The organism is Methylobacterium sp. 275MFSha3.1 (genome assembly GCF_900108435.1).
Lineage (GTDB): Bacteria > Pseudomonadota > Alphaproteobacteria > Rhizobiales > Beijerinckiaceae > Methylobacterium.
On the sequence record NZ_FNWP01000013.1, the window covers coordinates 113,028 to 128,437 of the forward strand.

The 15,410-nt window shown below is 72.8% G+C and carries 11 protein-coding genes; 9 read left to right on the forward strand and 2 right to left on the reverse strand.

Features of this window, described 5'->3' with window-relative positions:
* Positions 1–62 precede the first annotated feature (62 nt).
* The 4 genes from BLW78_RS17045 (at position 63) to BLW78_RS17060 (ending at position 6,477) form a co-directional block, all read left to right on the forward strand.
* Positions 63–1,625 carry an FAD-dependent oxidoreductase gene (locus BLW78_RS17045; protein ID WP_091680988.1) on the forward strand — a complete coding sequence of 521 codons (1,563 nt, stop codon included), beginning with the start codon at positions 63–65 and terminating at the stop codon, positions 1,623–1,625.
* 116 nt (positions 1,626–1,741) lie between these two features.
* Positions 1,742–1,948: a hypothetical protein gene (locus tag BLW78_RS17050; RefSeq protein ID WP_012321270.1), complete on the forward strand. Its 207-nt coding sequence runs from the start codon at positions 1,742–1,744 to the stop codon at positions 1,946–1,948.
* 232 nt (positions 1,949–2,180) lie between these two features.
* Positions 2,181–3,863 carry an acyl-CoA dehydrogenase family protein gene (locus BLW78_RS17055; protein ID WP_091680990.1) on the forward strand — a complete coding sequence of 561 codons (1,683 nt, stop codon included), beginning with the start codon at positions 2,181–2,183 and terminating at the stop codon, positions 3,861–3,863.
* A gap of 94 nt (positions 3,864–3,957) precedes the next feature.
* Positions 3,958–6,477, forward strand: a complete 2,520-nt coding sequence (locus tag BLW78_RS17060; RefSeq protein ID WP_091680991.1) for a putative bifunctional diguanylate cyclase/phosphodiesterase — start codon at positions 3,958–3,960, stop codon at positions 6,475–6,477.
* Between the two features lie 21 nt (positions 6,478–6,498).
* Here BLW78_RS17060 and BLW78_RS31400 read toward each other — a convergent pair whose 3' ends face one another.
* Together BLW78_RS31400 and BLW78_RS17065 are read right to left on the reverse strand one after the other, a co-directional pair.
* The gene (locus tag BLW78_RS31400; protein ID WP_165923182.1) at positions 6,499–6,675 is read right to left on the reverse strand and encodes a hypothetical protein; all 177 of its coding nucleotides are present in this window, start codon (positions 6,673–6,675) and stop codon (positions 6,499–6,501) included.
* A 211-nt stretch (positions 6,676–6,886) separates the two neighbouring features.
* Complete coding sequence (locus tag BLW78_RS17065; protein ID WP_091680993.1) at positions 6,887–8,152, reverse strand: glycosyltransferase family 4 protein; 1,266 nt, start codon at positions 8,150–8,152, stop codon at positions 6,887–6,889.
* A 124-nt stretch (positions 8,153–8,276) separates the two neighbouring features.
* Between BLW78_RS17065 and BLW78_RS17070 the strand changes: the two genes are divergently transcribed.
* From BLW78_RS17070 to BLW78_RS17090, 5 genes are all read left to right on the forward strand, one after another.
* Positions 8,277–9,548 (forward strand): glycosyltransferase, encoded by a 1,272-nt coding sequence (locus BLW78_RS17070; protein WP_091680995.1) that lies wholly within the window; start codon positions 8,277–8,279, stop codon positions 9,546–9,548.
* A 330-nt stretch (positions 9,549–9,878) separates the two neighbouring features.
* Positions 9,879–10,235: a phasin gene (locus BLW78_RS17075; RefSeq protein WP_091681064.1), complete on the forward strand. Its 357-nt coding sequence runs from the start codon at positions 9,879–9,881 to the stop codon at positions 10,233–10,235.
* Positions 10,236–10,496: 261 nt separating this feature from the next.
* Positions 10,497–11,048, forward strand: coding sequence for a hypothetical protein (locus tag BLW78_RS17080; RefSeq protein WP_091680996.1), 552 nt, complete (start codon positions 10,497–10,499; stop codon positions 11,046–11,048).
* A 136-nt stretch (positions 11,049–11,184) separates the two neighbouring features.
* Positions 11,185–12,444, forward strand: coding sequence for an N-acetylmuramoyl-L-alanine amidase (locus BLW78_RS17085; RefSeq protein ID WP_091680998.1), 1,260 nt, complete (start codon positions 11,185–11,187; stop codon positions 12,442–12,444).
* A gap of 170 nt (positions 12,445–12,614) precedes the next feature.
* Positions 12,615–15,050 carry a penicillin-binding protein 1A gene (locus tag BLW78_RS17090; RefSeq protein ID WP_056533724.1) on the forward strand — a complete coding sequence of 812 codons (2,436 nt, stop codon included), beginning with the start codon at positions 12,615–12,617 and terminating at the stop codon, positions 15,048–15,050.
* Positions 15,051–15,410: the final 360 nt, after the last annotated feature.

Consider the following 15,410-nt stretch of genomic DNA (forward strand, 5'->3'; position numbering starts at 1 on the left):
CGCCCTCGCGGTTTGATGCGCGCGGGCCGGATCGGCCCGGGCCGGCACCGCGCGAGGCGAGGATGAACCAGGACAAGCCCCGCGAGATCCGCCTCGCCCTCGACGCGATCCCTCTCGGCGGCAAGGCCGAGGGCAAGGGCGAGGGGGCCGCGGGCGACGACGCGGTGCTGTTCGTGCGCGACGCCGACGGGGTGCGCGCCTTCCAGGCGAAGTGCCCGCATCTCGGCGCGCCGCTGGCCAAGGGCGAGATCTGCGGCGGCCGGCTCTACTGCCCCTGGCACAAGGCGGCCTTCGCGGTCGCCGACGGCAGCCTAGAGGAGCCGCCGGCGCTGGAGGCGCTGACCCGCTATCCCGTCCGGATCGAGGGCGGCGAGGCGGTGGCGACGCTGACGCCCGAGCCGGCCCCGAGGCGAGAGGCCGAGACCCCGGTCGGGACGGTCCTGATCGTCGGCACCGGTGCGGCCGCCGCCGCCTGCGTCACCACGCTCCGGCGCGAGGGCTTCGCGGGGGCGATCACCCTGGTTGGCCGCGAGGGCCACCCGCCCTACGACCGGACCAAGCTGTCCAAGCAGTTCCTGGCCAAGCCCACCCCGGCCGAGAAGACCCTGCTGGAGCCGGATTTCGCCGCCGCCCACCGGGTCGAGCGGGTCGAGGCCGAGGCGACCCGGATCGATCCGGCCGGCCGGAGCGTCGCGCTGGCGGACGGGCGCACACTCACCGGCGACGCGCTGCTGATCGCCACCGGCAGCCGCGCGGTGGTGCCGGACTTCGAGGGAAGGGATCTCGACGGCGTGATGACCCTGCGCAGCCTCGACGACGCGGTGCGCCTCAGCGCCGCGGCGGAACGGGCGACGCGCGTGGTGGTGATCGGCGCGGGCTTCATCGGCCTGGAGGCCGCGGCCTTCCTGACCAAGCGCGGCCTGTCGGTGACGGTCCTGTCCCGGGAGCAGGTCCCCTTCGCCAAGCGCTTCGGCGAGGCCGTGGGCGCGGCGCTGAAGCGCTACCACGCCGGCAACGGCGTGACCTTCGTGACCGGCACGGTCGCGCGGATCGCCGGCACCGGCTCCGTCGAGGCCGTCGAGATCGAGGACGGCGCGCGGCTTCCGGCCGACCTCGTGCTGATCGGCGCCGGCGCCGCGCCGGAGACCGGGATCGTCGCCGGGGTGGAGCCGGACGAGTCCGGCGGCCTCCCGGTCGGCGCCGACCTGAAGCTCGCCGACAACGTCTGGGTCGCGGGCGACATCGCGGCCTTCCCGGAGCGCGGCAGCGGCGTCACGGCGCGGATCGAGCACTGGCGGCTGGCGCAGCAGCACGGCACGCACGTCGCCCGGGCGATGCTCGGCGCCACCGGCGCCTTCGCGGGGGCGCCGTTCTTCTGGAGCAACCAGGGCGACAAGCGCCTGGATTACGGCGGCTACGCGCCGGATTTCGAGCGGATCATCCTGCAGGGCGACCCGGCGGCGCTCGACTTCATCGCCTACTACGTCCGCGACAACCGCGCGGTGGCCGCCTGCAGCATCGGCCGCAACCCCGCCTTCACGGCGTTCCTCCACCTGCTGGGCGAGGGCCGCGTGCCCGCCCCCGACCGGATCGAGGCCGGTGCGGATCTCGCCGGGCTGGTGTGACGGCGCGACATCGGCGCCACGTCGGGGCGGCCGGACCGAGGGAACAAGGTCGGGCGGTCCATCTTTCGGTAGACGCCGCCCGCCGTCTCGTGAGCCGGGCCCGCACGGGAGGCCCCATGAACCAGATCATCGTCGTCGCCCTCATCTGCGCCGCCTCCGTCCAGGCCCCGGACTGCTCGCGCGAGACCGCTATCGACGTGGTGACGGGCCCGGCCCACACGCTCCAGGAATGCCTCGTCCAGGGTCCGGTCCTGGCGGCCAATGCCGGCTTCAAGGGCGAGGACGGGTCCTACCTGAAGACCCGGTGCGAGCAGAGGCGCTGAGCCGGGGCCGTCCGGCGAGCAGGTTTCGGTAGGCTGAAGGCACGATCATCAGTGTCCGGAGCGTCGCGCGTCGCCGCGCCGGTCAGGCCTTGACTTCGCAGGGCTGCGCGCCGGCCCGCCAGCGCCGGTATTCAACTTCAGTTCAAGGCGAGGCAAACGAAATCTGCTTCGGCTCCGGACCGCGGCAGGTTAAAAGACCCGATCCAAGAAGACGCCACGCGAGCAGAGAACCATGTCCGCATCCCCCGCCATCCAGACCGAGCCGCAGGATCTCGTGGCCCTCACCAAGGCCGCCGGTGAGAGCGCGAAGGCGCTGGCCGCCGAGGCCACGCGCCGGGTCCGCACGCGGATCCTCGGGACGGACGGGCGGATCGACGCGGCCAAGCTCGAGGGCCAGCAACACGCCGCCCACGGGCTCGCGTGGCTCGCGACCTACGCGGAGGCGGTGAACGAGCTCGGCGGCTACGCCGACCGCCTGCAGGCCGAGGGCCGGTTCGGCGAGACCGAGGCGCTCCTCGTCCGGATCGGCGCCGGCGAGTATCTCGACCAGCTGTTCTCCGGCATCCCGATGAGCCAGGGCGAGATGGTCCGCGTCACCGGGTCGCTCGGCCTCTCCGCCAAGGAGGTGGCCCCGTACCGCACGGACGCGGTCGAGACTCTGATCGCCGATGGCAACACCCCCGAGAACCGCGCCGCCCTGGTGGCGCTGATGCGCGACGGCGGCGGCTCGGCGACCGTCGGCGCCTCGGGCCTCGACGAGGACATGGAGGCGATCCGCTCCGAGATGCGCCGCTTCGGCAAGGCCGAGGTGGTCGATCAGGCGCACGAGTGGCACCTGAAGAACGCCTACATCCCGATGGAGATCGTGCAGAAGATGGCCGAACTCGGCGTCTTCGGCCTGACGATCCCCGAGGAGTACGGCGGCATGGGCCTGCCGAAGACTGCCATGTGCGTGGTCTCGGAGGAGCTGTCCCGCGCCTATATCGGCGTCGGCTCGCTGGGCACCCGCTCGGAGATCGCCGCGGAGCTGATCCTGTGCGGCGGCACCGAGGAGCAGAAGCAGCGCTTCCTGCCGAAGATCGCCTCCGGCGACATCCTGCCCACCGCTGTCTTCACCGAGCCGAACACCGGTTCCGACCTCGCGAGCCTGCGCACCCGCGCGGTGAAGGAGGGCGACGTCTGGAAGATCACCGGCAACAAGACCTGGATCACCCACCCGGTCCGCGCCGACATCATGACGGTGCTGGTGCGCACCAAGCCCGAGGAGAAGGGCCACAAGGGCCTCTCCATGCTGATCGCCGAGAAGCCCCGCGGCACGGATGAGGATCCCTTCCCGGTCCAGGGCCTGTCGGGCGGCGAGATCGAGGTGCTCGGCTACCGCGGCATGAAGGAGTACGAGCTCGCCTTCGAGGGCTTCGAGGTGCCGGGCGGCAACCTGCTCGGCGAGGTCGAGGGCAAGGGCTTCGCCCAGCTGATGCAGACCTTCGAGTCGGCCCGCATCCAGACCGCGGCCCGCGCCATCGGCGTCGCCCAGTCGGCCCTCGACGTCGGCCTGCGCTACGCCGAGGAGCGGGTCCAGTTCGGCAAGGCGCTGGTGAACTTCCCGCGGGTGGCCGACAAGCTCGCCATGATGGCGGTGGAGATCAACATCGCCCGCCAGCTCACCTACTTCTCGGCCCGCGAGAAGGACGAGGGCAAGCGCTGCGACCTGGAGGCCGGGATGGCGAAGCTGCTCGGCGCCCGCGTCGCCTGGGCGGCGGCCGACAACGCCCTCCAGATCCACGGCGGCAACGGCTTCGCGCTCGAGTACCCGGTGAGCCGGATCCTGTGCGACGCGCGCATCCTCTCGATCTTCGAGGGCGCTGCGGAGATCCAGGCGCAGGTGATCGCCCGCCGGCTGCTCGAGTCTGCCTGAAATCCTGGCTAGAACTGGGGAATAGTACGTATCATGGGATTATAAGTCGGCATATGAACCCGGCTTAAACGAAGTCCCTGCTTCCTGGCGCCCGGTGAACAACTGGGGCGGCTCGGTGAGCGCGCAGCACGACGACGGACAGACGGGCAAGAACCTCCTCCGGCACTGGCAGGATTGCCGGACGCCGGGGGCGCCGATCCCCTCCTACGAGGCCGTCGTGCTCGGGAGCCTCGGCCGCCTCGCCGACCGGGCTGCCCTGGTGACGACCCGCGACGGGCGGGCCGCCCGGATCCTCTGGGCGGGCCAGGTCTTCGGCGCCTGGCTCGCGCAGGGTGCCGAAGGCGCGGAGGGCCCGTTGTCCGGGATCGTCCCGGCCGAGATCATCCCGACGGAGACCCTCCCAGTCGACGCGCTCCCGATCGAGCTGCGCGAGCCCGTCGACGAGATGGTCGCGGCCGCCCTCACGTCCGGCCAGCCCGCCTACGCCCGGTGCGATCGCCTCGCCGCCGGGGTGGTGACGTCGACCCGCCTCGTCGGCGTGCCCCTGGGCAACCGCTGGGGCGAGCCGTTCGTGCTGGTCGGGTTCGACGGGGCGAGCGTCCGGACCGAGCTGGTCCAGGCGATGTTCACCGCCACCGACCAGGGCATCCTGGCCCTCAGCACGGTCCGGGACGCGGCCGGCCGGCCGGTCGATTTCAAGATCGTCGCCCTCAACCGCGGGGCCGAGCGCCTGCTGGAGCGCCCCGCCGCCGCCCTTCAGTGGCAGCGCGTGGGCCAGCTCTTCCCGGGGGCCGTCACCGCGCGGACGATCGCGACGCTCGCCGCCATGGTCGAGCGGGGCGGGCGCGCGGCCTTCGAGCTGAGCCGTCCCCGCTCCGACGGCGGCACGCTCTACCTCAAGGTCGAGGCGGGCTGCGTCGGCGATCTCGTCTCGGTCACGATGACGGATGTCGGCGACATCAAGGCCCGAGAGGCCTCGTTCCGGCTCCTGTTCGAGAACAACCCGGTGCCGATGTGGGTCGTGGCCGACGCGCGCGACCGGTTCCTGGCGGTCAACGACGCGGCCATCGCCCATTACGGCTACAGCCGCGAGCAGTTCCTGGAGCGGGCGCCGGCCGATCTCGCCATGGCCGCCGACGCGGCGCCGGCACCCGGCCTGCCGCCCACCGGCACCCTCCACCGCCGCGCCGACGGCTCGGCGATCGAGGTGTCCCTGTTCCAGCGGGCGATGCCGTTCGAGGGGCGGCAGGCCGTGCTCGAGGCCGCCATCGACATGACCGAGCGGCGCCGGGCCGAGGCCCGCATCGCCCACATGGCCCATCACGACGCGCTCACCGGGCTGCCGAACCGCGTGCTGTTCCGGGACCGCCTCGCCGAGGCGATCGCCCGCCACGCCCGGGACGGCGAGGCGGCGGTGCTGCTCTGCCTCGACCTCGACAAGTTCAAGATCGTCAACGACACGCTGGGCCACCCGGTCGGCGACGCGCTGCTGCGCGAGGCGGCCGAGCGGATCGCCGGCTGCCTGCGCGAGGACGACCTCGTGGCCCGGCTCGGCGGCGACGAGTTCGCCATCCTGGTGCGCGGGCCGGACCTCCCGGCGCTGGCCGACGGGCTGGTCGCGCGGGTGATCGCCGAGCTCGGCCGCCCCTTCCGGCTGGACGGCCAGGATTGCCACATCGGCACCAGCATCGGCGTCGCCTGCCTGCCCCGGGACGGCACTGATCCCGAGACGCTGATGAGGAACGCCGACCTCGCCCTCTACCGGGCGAAGGCCGAGGGCGGCGGCACCTTCCGGTGCTTCGAGCCGGAGATGGATGCCTGGGTGCAGGCGAGGCGGCGGCGCGAGAACGAGCTGCGCGAGGCTTTCGCCCGCGGCCAGTTCTCGCTGGTCTACCAGCCGCTGATGGATGCCCGCGCCGGTCGGATCCTCGCCTTCGAGGCGCTGCTGCGCTGGCACCACCCGGAGCACGGCCCGGTCTCGCCGGCCGAGTTCGTGCCGCTCGCCGAGGAGACCGGCCTGATCGTGCCGATCGGCGCCTGGGTGATGCAGACCGCCTTCGCCGAGGCGGCGACCTGGCCGGAGGCGATCCGGCTCGCCGTGAACCTCTCCCCGATCCAGTTCCGCAACCGCGACCTGGTCGAGACCGTGCGCGGGGCGCTCGCCGCCGCGGGGCTCGACCCGCGGCGCCTCGAGCTGGAGATCACCGAATCGGTCCTGCTAGCCGACAGCGCCGCCAACCTCGCGACGCTGCACGCGCTGCGGGCCATGGGCATCCGGATCGCGATGGACGATTTCGGCACCGGCTATTCCAGCCTCGGCTACCTGCGCAGCTTCCCGTTCGACAAGATCAAGCTCGACCGCTCCTTCGTGAGCCAGGTCGGCGAGAACACCCACTGCACGGCGATCGTGCGCGCGGTGGCGAGCCTGGGCACCAGCCTCGGCATCGCCACCACGGCCGAGGGCGTCGAGACCGCCGAGCAGCTCGCGATGCTCCGCGCCGAGGGCTACGACGAGGTGCAGGGCTTCCTGTTCAGCCGCGCGGTCCCGGGCCCCGACGCCCGCCGCCTGATCGAGCGCGCGCGGGAGGCGGTCCCGGACGACCGGGCGGCCTGATCCGCCCGGCCCGCGCGGGACCTACTTGGTGACCTTCACCGAGACCGGGTCGCTCGACGGGAAGGTCTCCTCCAGGGCGTCGTCCAGGCGCTCGTTCAGCTTCTCCTGCTTGTTGTCGGGGTTCTTGGCGTCGCCCGGCTTGGCGCTGCCCTGCTGGAAGCCCGGCTTGGTCTCGTTCGGCTTGTGGGTCTCGGCCATGTCGCTCGCTCGTCCGTGACGGAGGCACGCAAGGGTGCCGGTGGGCATCAACGCGAGGGAGGGCGGGTGTTTCCGATCTTTCGGGCCTGATCGGCGCGCCCCGTCATCGCGCGCGCAGCGGAGCGACGCAGAACCGCGCCGCGTGCCGAGGCGACCCGCTGCCCTGGATTGCTCCGCCGCGCTCGCGAGGACGTGCGCACCGGAATCGTCCTCAGGCGGTCGCGAACGGCCGCCCGAGCGGGCCGCGGGCCGGCACGCGGGCCGCGGCCTCGCGCAGGACCGTCCCGTAGACGGCCTCGAGACGGTCGAGATGGGTGTCCAGGGTCAGGGGCGCGGCCCAGTAGCGCTCGTGCGCGGCCCGGCCCATCCGGGCGGCGAGGCCGTCGTCGGTCAGGCGGCGCAGGTGCGCGGCGAGGTCGTCCGGGTCGCCCGAGCGGAACCAGAATCCGGTCTCGCCGTCGGCCACGGCCTCGCGGCCCGCGCAGGCGTCGCTCACGATCACCGGCGCGCCGCAGGCCAGCGCCTCGTAGACGGTGAGCGGCTGGCCCTCGTACCAGACGCTCGGGAAGACCAGCGCCCGGGCCCGCCGCATCAGCGCCTGCACGGCCGCGGCGTCGCGCCAGCCGAGCATCACCGCCTCGGGATAGCGCGCGGCGAGGTCGGCCCGCTCGGGGCCGTCGCCCACGAAGGCTGCCCGCACGCCCGCCCGGCGGGCCGCCTCGGCGAAGATCGGCGCGCCCTTCTCGGTGGAGATCCGCCCGACGAACAGGAAGTCGCCCGGCGGCCCGTCGTGGACCGGCGCCGGCGCCACCGCGATGGGGTTGTCGACCCGGTGGAAGGCGGTGCCGCGGGGCAGGAGCGGCCGCACGACGCTCTCCTGCAGGTCGCTGATCGTGATGACGTGGGCGAACAGCTCCGGCAGCCGGGCCACGTGGGCGAGGCCGGCATGGCGGACCATCCGGGCCACCTTGCGCGGGTAGCTGCGCGCGTCGCAGTTCGCCACGATGCAGGCGGGCGACATCGGGGTGCGGTGGCAGATCCGCTGCTCCGGGTAGGTGTAGAAGCCGCCGGTCGGGCAGACGAGGAAGAACTCGTGCATCGTGTAGAGGCAGGGCAGCCCCGAGGCCCGGAGCGCGGTGCCGATCGACGGCGACAGCGCCTTGGCGAAGGCGTGGACGTGGACCAGCGTGTCGCGGGGATCGCAGGCGGCGAGTTCCGCCGCCAGGGCGCGGCAGGCCGGCCCGTTCCAGATCGCCTGGGCCGCGAAGGCGAGCTTGCTGCGCGCCGTGGTGACGTCGTCCTGGTCCAGGCAGACCACCCGGACGCCGGCCGGATCGAGCCGCGGGTCCACCGGGCCGACCGCGGCGAACAGGCTGACGCGGACCCCCCGGGCGGCGAGCCCCAGGGCGGATTCGATGGCGACCTTGGCCTGGCCGCCGTTGATCGCGGCGTGGTCTGCGACGAGGACGACGTGCACGTCAGAACTTCCGCCGCTGCGATCCGGGACCGACAGCTGTATCCGGCCGCGGTTGATCGCCCGTAAACCGGTCTGCCCCATCCTCCCGGCGCGCGAGAGCGATCGATCCCCGGGAGGGTTCACCGTGCACGTCGTGATCCTGGCCGAGTTCGCGGCCGCCAGCGGCGGCGCCGAGAAGGTCGCGCTCGAATCGGCTCGCGGGCTCGCCGAGGCCGGCCTCGGCGTCACCTACATCCAGGCGATCCCGGGTCCCGTCGACCCGCTCCTCGACCACGCCGGCATCCGCCGGATCGACCTCGGCCTGCCCGACATCTGGTCGCTCGGCGCCGCGCGGGCCGCGGCCGCCGGGATCTGGCACGCGGCCGCCGCTCGCCGGCTCGCCGCCGCCCTCGCCGGCCTCGCGGCGCCGCCGGACTGCATCCACCTGCACCAGTGGACCCGGACCCTGTCGCCGGCGATCGTCCCGGTCCTGTCGGAGACCGGGGTGCCGCTGGTCGTCACGCTGCACGACTACGCCCTGGCCTGCCCGAACGGCGTCTACTACCGTTTCGACCGGGCCGAGCCCTGCGGGCTCACGCCCCTGTCGGCCGCCTGCCTGGCGGCGCGTTGCGACCCGCGCAGCCGGGTGCACAAGGCCGTGCGGGTCGCCCGCGCCGCGGCGCTGCGTCAGGTCGTCGGCCGGGCCAGCCGACGCCGCCCGCTCCACGTCGTCCATGTCTGCGACGCCAGCCGCCAGCGGCTCGGCGCCCTCCTCGGCGGCTACGCACTGACGCATCACAGGATCGACAATCCCGTCCGGCTCCCGGACGGGCCGGCGGCCGAGCCCGCCCGCGGCGACGCGATCGCCTATGTGGGGCGCCTCACCCGCGAGAAGGGCGCCGACCTCGTGGCCGACGCCGCCCGCGCCGCCGGGCTCCCGGCCCTGTTCATCGGCGCCGGGCCCCTGGAGGCGGAGCTGCGCGCCCGGGACGGCGTCGAGGTGATCGGCTGGCAGCGGCCCGAGGCGGTCTGGGCGACGCTCCGGGCCCGCGCCCGGGCGCTCGCCGCGCCCTCCCGCTGGTACGAGACCGGGCCGCTCACGGTCTACGAGGCGCTGGCGGCCGGCATTCCGGTCGTGGCTTCCGACCGCTCCGGCGCCGCTGAGAAGGTCCGGCACGGCCGGACCGGCTTCGTGGTCGCGCCGGAGATCGCGCCCCTCGCCGAGGCGTTCGCGGCGCTCCGGGACGACGCCCTGGCGGCCGCCCTCGGGGCCAAGGCGCGCCGCCTCTTCCGGGTGGCCCCGATGGGTCTGGCGGCGCACACGGCGGCGCTCCGCGCGCTCTACGCCGGCCTGGCCGAATCGGCGGCCGGTGCGATGCAGCATCCACCCGCGCTCGCCCTGGAGCAACGGTCCTGACTCCTCCGATGCGCTTGGTATACCAGAAGAATTCACGATCCGTTCGCGCCCCTCTGGACAGGGAGATAGTTTTTTGCCAATCGGTTTTCCGCCGGGATCAGCAATCTTAGCCGATTGAGTCAATGGTGTAGCTTGCTCGCAACCTGCTATCGGGCCGTGGCACCGTGTCGATGACTTCGTGACATCATCGGATCGGAACTTTATCGGGCCTCCAGATCCGTGAGTGCGCCCCGAACCTGCACTTGACTTCTTGTTGCGGTGCAACATATAGAGGGGCGTCAACGCGGACGCATGCGGCGTCCCGCTCCAAGGATGATGCTGGAGACATCGATGCAGACCCCGAACTTCGAGATCCCGACCGAGATGCGCGACTTCGCCGACAAGAGCGTCGACCAGGCCCGGACCGCCGTCGGCACCATGATGGCGAACGCCGTGAAGGCCGCCGAGCAGGTCCAGGCCTCGGGCCAGACCTTCCAGTCGACCCTCAGCGCCGCGGTCGCGAAGGGGTTCGATCACGCGCAGGCCAACGCCAACGCGACCTTCGACTTCGCCCAGAAGCTGGTGCGCACGAAGGATCTCCGCGAGGTGTTCGAGCTCCAGTCCGAGTTCGTCCGCAGCCAGTTCGCCGCGCTCCAGGCCCAGGCCAAGGATTACGGCACCCTGGCGCAGAACGCCGCCGCCCGCTGAGGCCGGCCGCCCCGGTCCGCGATCGGGGCACGAAGACCGGGATCCGGCAGGGCCGTCCAGGCCCGCCGGATCCCCCGCTCTGACGCCCGGGCGTCACGGGCCCGGCGCCGACACCGCCGGCGAGCCGGCCGCGCACGACCTCCGGCCGCGCACGACCTCCGGCCGCCGCTCCGTCGAGACGGGCCGACGCCGACAGGAGGAGATCGCGCGATGGGAAAGCCGCGTCGACCGAGGAGCCGTCCCGCCGGGACGCCCCAGCCGTTGCAGGACGCGTCGGCCCCCCCCGAGATCCAGGCCGCAGCCGCCCCGATCGCGGCGGATGAACCCGCTCAAGCGCCCGCAACAGCGCCCGCTCCGGCGCCTGACCACTTCGCCGAGGCCGTCCGGACCGGCGCCGAGACCGCGCCCGACGGCGCGGTGGACGTCCCGCCCGACCCGGTGGCCACAGCCGCCGCGACGACGTCCGAAGCCGAGTTCGAAGCCCGGTCCGAAGCCGAATCCGGAGACGAGGCGGTGATCGACATCGCCCCCCCGCCGGTGCCGGGCGCGGGTCCGGGACGCGCCGCGGCCGCGAACCGAATCAGCTTCACCCCCGACCGCCTCGACGTCGTCGAGATCGGCTCGATCATCGCCCGCTACGTGCGCGGCGAGGGCGAGGCGGCCGTCGCGCACCTGCGGGCGCTCTCGGGTGCCCGCTCGCCGGCCGACGTCATCCGCCTGCAGGTCGGCGAGGTCCAGCGGGCCGCCGACGCGTGCCTGACCTGCTGGGTCACGGTGGTCGGGCAGGCGAGCCGGGTCGTCGCGTACCGCTGAGGCGCTGCGCGCGGGCGGCCGGGACTTGTCGCATCCCGGCCACAAGGCCGGCCCGATCGAACCCGCGGCGGCAACGGCCCGTTAACCAAGCCGGTCCCATGCCTTAACGGAGGGCACGGGAGACGACACCGGACCGATGCCGAACTGCGCGCGCCTGATCCGTTCCGCATGGCTCCGCCTCGCCGTCGCGCTGCTGCCGGCGCTGGCGGGGGCGCCGGCTGCCGCGCAGAACGGCGAGAAGCCGGCCGTCGCCATCGGGGCCGACGTCGCGAGCCAGGCCGGCACCACGCGCCTCACCCTGACGCTGTCCCGGGCCGTCGAGGCCCGCGGCTTCGTGATGGAGCGGCCCGACCGGGCGGTGATCGACCTGCCCGAGGTCAACTTCCAGCTCGATTCCGGGACCGGCAGCCGCCGCGACGGCCTCGTGCAGAGCTTCCGCTACGGCCTGTTCGCGCCCGGGCGGTCCCGCATCGTGATCGACCTCACCGCGCCCGCCATCGTCGGGAAGATCGAGACCGCGACGCGGCCGCGTGACGGCGCGGTGCTGCTCACGATCCCGCTGCAGCGCGCCGACCGCGACGCGTTCCGCAAGGCCGCCGCCACCGCCGATCCCGCCCCCGCCCAGGCCCGCGCCGCGCCGCCGGAGCCCGCCGACCAGCGGCCGCTGATCATGGTCGATGCCGGCCACGGCGGCACCGATCCCGGCGCCATCGCGGTGGGCGGCGTGTTCGAGAAGGACATCGTGTTCGGCTTCGCCCAGGCCCTCGTGGCGAGGCTGGAGGCGGGCGGCCGCTACCGGGTCCGGATGACCCGCGACCGCGACGTGTTCGTGCCGCTGGCCGAGCGGGTGCGCCTCGCCCGCGACGCCAGGGCCGATTTGTTCGTGTCGATCCACGCGGACTCGATCTCGGCGGCGCCCCAGGTGAGCGGCGCCACGATCTACACCAATTCCGAGAAGGCCACGGACGCCGAATCCGCCAAGCTCGCCGAGCGCGAGAACCGGGCGGATTCCGCCGCGGGCGTCGACGCCGCCGAGGCGCCGCCGGACATCGCCGACATCCTGCAGGAGCTGACCCTGCGCGAGACGCGGGGCTTCTCGTCGGGCTTCGCCCGCACGCTGATGGGCCAGCTCGCCCCCGTGATGAAGATGAGCGCCAAGCCCCACCGCGAGGCGCGCTTCGTGGTGCTGCGCTCCCCCGACGTGCCGAGCGTGCTCGTGGAACTCGGCTACCTCTCCAGCAAGCGCGACCTGGAGATGCTGCAATCGCCGGAGTGGCGGGCCGACGTCACCGGCTCCATGGCCAAGGCGATCGACCAGTTCTTCACCAACCGCGCCACGCTCGGCCGGCCGGCCCCGACGCGCCGCGCGGCCGCCGCCGCCCCAGTTTCACCATAGATAGAGTGTCGATACGGGACGTCCGACGCCCCGTCGCACGGCCGCCGAAACCGGCATTCCGAGGGGGTCTCACGGGACCGTCCGGGGGCCGGCCGCGCAGCGCGCGGGGTGCACGCGCCGGATGAGCCGATTCCGGCATTCGGCCGGGCCAGCGACGAGCGGAACACCGGATGCGTCTGATCCTCCGTTTCTTTGGGATCCTGTTCAGCGCCGCCGCGGTGCTGTTCGTGGTCGGCGCGGCGGTGGGCGGTTACTTCTACTGGAAGTACAGCCAGGACCTGCCCGACCACGCCGCGCTCTCCAATTACGAGCCGCCGGTGATGACCCGCGTCCACGCGGCGGACGGCTCGCTGCTGGCCGAGTACGCCCGCGAGCGCCGGCTGTACCTGCCGATCCAGGCGATGCCGAAGATCGTCGTGGCGGCCTTCCTGTCGGCCGAGGACAAGAACTTCTACAAGCACGGCGGCATCGACCCCGAGGGGATCGTGCGCGCCTTCCTGACCAACGCCAAGTCGGGCAAGCGGCAGGGCGCCTCGACCATCACCCAGCAGGTCGCCAAGAACTTCCTGCTCTCCTCCGAGCAGACCTACGACCGCAAGATCAAGGAGGCGCTGCTGGCGCTCCGCATCGAGGCGGCCTACTCGAAGGACAAGATCCTCGAGCTCTACCTCAACGAGATCTTCCTCGGCACGATCGTGCCCGGCCGCAACCTGCACGGCGTCGCGGCCGCGGCGCTCGACTATTTCGGCAAGTCGGTCCACGAGCTGACCATCAACGAGGCGGCCTACCTCGCCGCCCTGCCGAAGGGGCCGAACAACTACCACCCCTACCGCAAGACCCAGGCGGCCCTCGACCGCCGCAACGAGATCATCCGCCTGATGGCGGAGAACGGCTACATCACCCGGGAGGAGGCGGAGTCCGCCAAGAAGATGCCGCTCGGCGTCAACCCGCGCGTCGCCTTCCCGAACGCCGCCAACGCCAACTACTTCACCGAGGAGGTCCGCCGCGAGATCTCCGAGCGCTACGGCGAGAAGAAGCTCTACGAGGGCGGCCTCTCGGTGCGCACGACCCTCGACCCGAAGATGCAGGCCTGGGCCCGCAAGGCGCTGGTCGACGGCCTCGTGCGGTACGACCAGGCCCATGGCTGGCGCGGTCCGGTCACCAAGGTCGACCTGACCGGGCGCGACTGGGGCATGGCGGCGGCCGAGGTTCCGGCGCTCGGCGACGTGGCGCCCTGGCGGCTCGCCGTGGTGCTGGGCAACGGCGGCGGCGGCGTGCAGATCGGCCTGCAGCCCCGGCGCGAGGCCTCCGGCCAGGTCGGCAAAGACCGCGAGACCGGCGTGATCGTCCCCGAGGGCATGCGCTGGGCCGGCCGCGCCAATCTCCAGCCCGGCGACATGGTCTATGTCGAGGCGATGGACGGCGGCCGCGGCCAGTTCCGCCTGCGCCAGAAGCCCGAGGTCTCGGGCGCCATCGTGGCCATGGACCCGAACACGGGCCGCGTGCACGCGATGGTCGGCGGCTTCTCGTACGACGAGTCCGAGTTCAACCGCGCCACCCAGGCGATGCGCCAGCCCGGCTCCTCGTTCAAGCCGATCGTCTACTCGGCGGCGCTGGACAACGGCTACACCCCCGCCTCGATCATCCAGGACACCCCGATCACCATCGAGGCCGGCCCCGGCCAGGAGGCCTGGACGCCCTCGAACTACGACGGCAAGTCGGGCGGCCCGCACACCCTGCGCTACGGCATCGAGCACTCGAAGAACCTGATGACGGTCCGGCTCGCCAAGGATGTCGGCATGCCGCTCATCGCCGAGTACGCCCGCCGCTTCGGCGTCTACGACGACATGCTGCCGGTGCTGCCCATGTCGCTCGGCGCGGGCGAGACCACGGTCATGCGCATGGTCACCGCCTACTCGATGCTGGCCAACGGCGGCCGGCGCATCCGGCCGACCCTGATCGACCGGATCCAGGACCGCATCGGCGAGACGATCTACCGGCACGACAACCGCAAGTGCATCGGCTGCGACGCCGAGAAGTGGTCGGGCCAGGACGAGCCGAAGCTGGTGGACGATTCCGAGCAGGTGCTCGACCCGCTGACCGCCTACCAGATGGTCTCGATCATGGAGGGCGTGGTCCAGCGCGGCACCGCCACGATCCTGAAGCAGATCGGCAAGCCGCTCGCCGGCAAGACCGGCACGACGAACGACGCCAAGGACGCGTGGTTCGTGGGCTTCTCGCCGGACCTGGCGGTCGGCATCTATATCGGCTTCGACAAGCCCCGCTCGCTCGGCGACCGCGCCACCGGCGGCGGCCTGGCGGCGCCGATCGCCCTGGAGTTCCTGAAGACGGCCCTCAAGGACAAGCCGCCGACGCCGTTCCGCGTGCCCCCTGGCATCAAGCTGATCCGCATCAACCTCGCGAGCGGCACCCGCGCCGGCTCGGGGGAGGGCGCCGGGACGATCCTGGAGGCGTTCAAGCCGGGCACCGCGCCGCCGGATTCCTACTCGGCACCGTCCTCCGGCGGCGGTGGCGGCCAGGCGGCCGCCCCGGCGGCGGTCGCGCCCGATCCCGACCGGGCCGCTCAGGCCGGCGGATTGTACTGAGGCGGCTCGCCCCGCCCAGCCGCTGTCAGCCGAGATCGCTCTCAGCCCAGGTCGGGTCCCCCGGCCTGGGCTTTCGCGTTACGGACCCGGGGCGACGGTGCGACGGACGGGTCATCGCCGGGTCGAGAGGCCCGCGATCGCGACCGACGCCGTCCGGGATGGCGCAGCTTTGCCCGAAGGGCCGGAAGGCGCGGCGGCCAAGTTCGCGCGGGCCGTTCTCGTGCGGGGCCCGCCCCTCGGCACCGACCCGCGTCGCGTTCCGCAGGCGCACAGAAAAAAGCCGCCCCGGAGGGAGCGGCTCGAGGAGTCATCAGGGAGGCATCAAAACAGAGCGGACAAACATGTCCAACTCGACATCCA

What these genes read in the sequence shown, in the direction of transcription:
- BLW78_RS17045 (WP_091680988.1), top strand. Translation starts at nt 63, where the DNA reads ATGAACCAGGACAAGCCCCGCGAGATCCGCCTCGCCCTCGACGCGATC.
- BLW78_RS17050 (WP_012321270.1), top strand. Translation starts at nt 1,742, where the DNA reads ATGAACCAGATCATCGTCGTCGCCCTCATCTGCGCCGCCTCCGTCCAG.
- BLW78_RS17055 (WP_091680990.1), top strand. Translation starts at nt 2,181, where the DNA reads ATGTCCGCATCCCCCGCCATCCAGACCGAGCCGCAGGATCTCGTGGCC.
- BLW78_RS31400 (WP_165923182.1), bottom strand. Translation starts at nt 6,675, where the DNA reads ATGGCCGAGACCCACAAGCCGAACGAGACCAAGCCGGGCTTCCAGCAG.
- BLW78_RS17075 (WP_091681064.1), top strand. Translation starts at nt 9,879, where the DNA reads ATGCAGACCCCGAACTTCGAGATCCCGACCGAGATGCGCGACTTCGCC.
- BLW78_RS17085 (WP_091680998.1), top strand. Translation starts at nt 11,185, where the DNA reads ATGCCGAACTGCGCGCGCCTGATCCGTTCCGCATGGCTCCGCCTCGCC.
- BLW78_RS17090 (WP_056533724.1), top strand. Translation starts at nt 12,615, where the DNA reads ATGCGTCTGATCCTCCGTTTCTTTGGGATCCTGTTCAGCGCCGCCGCG.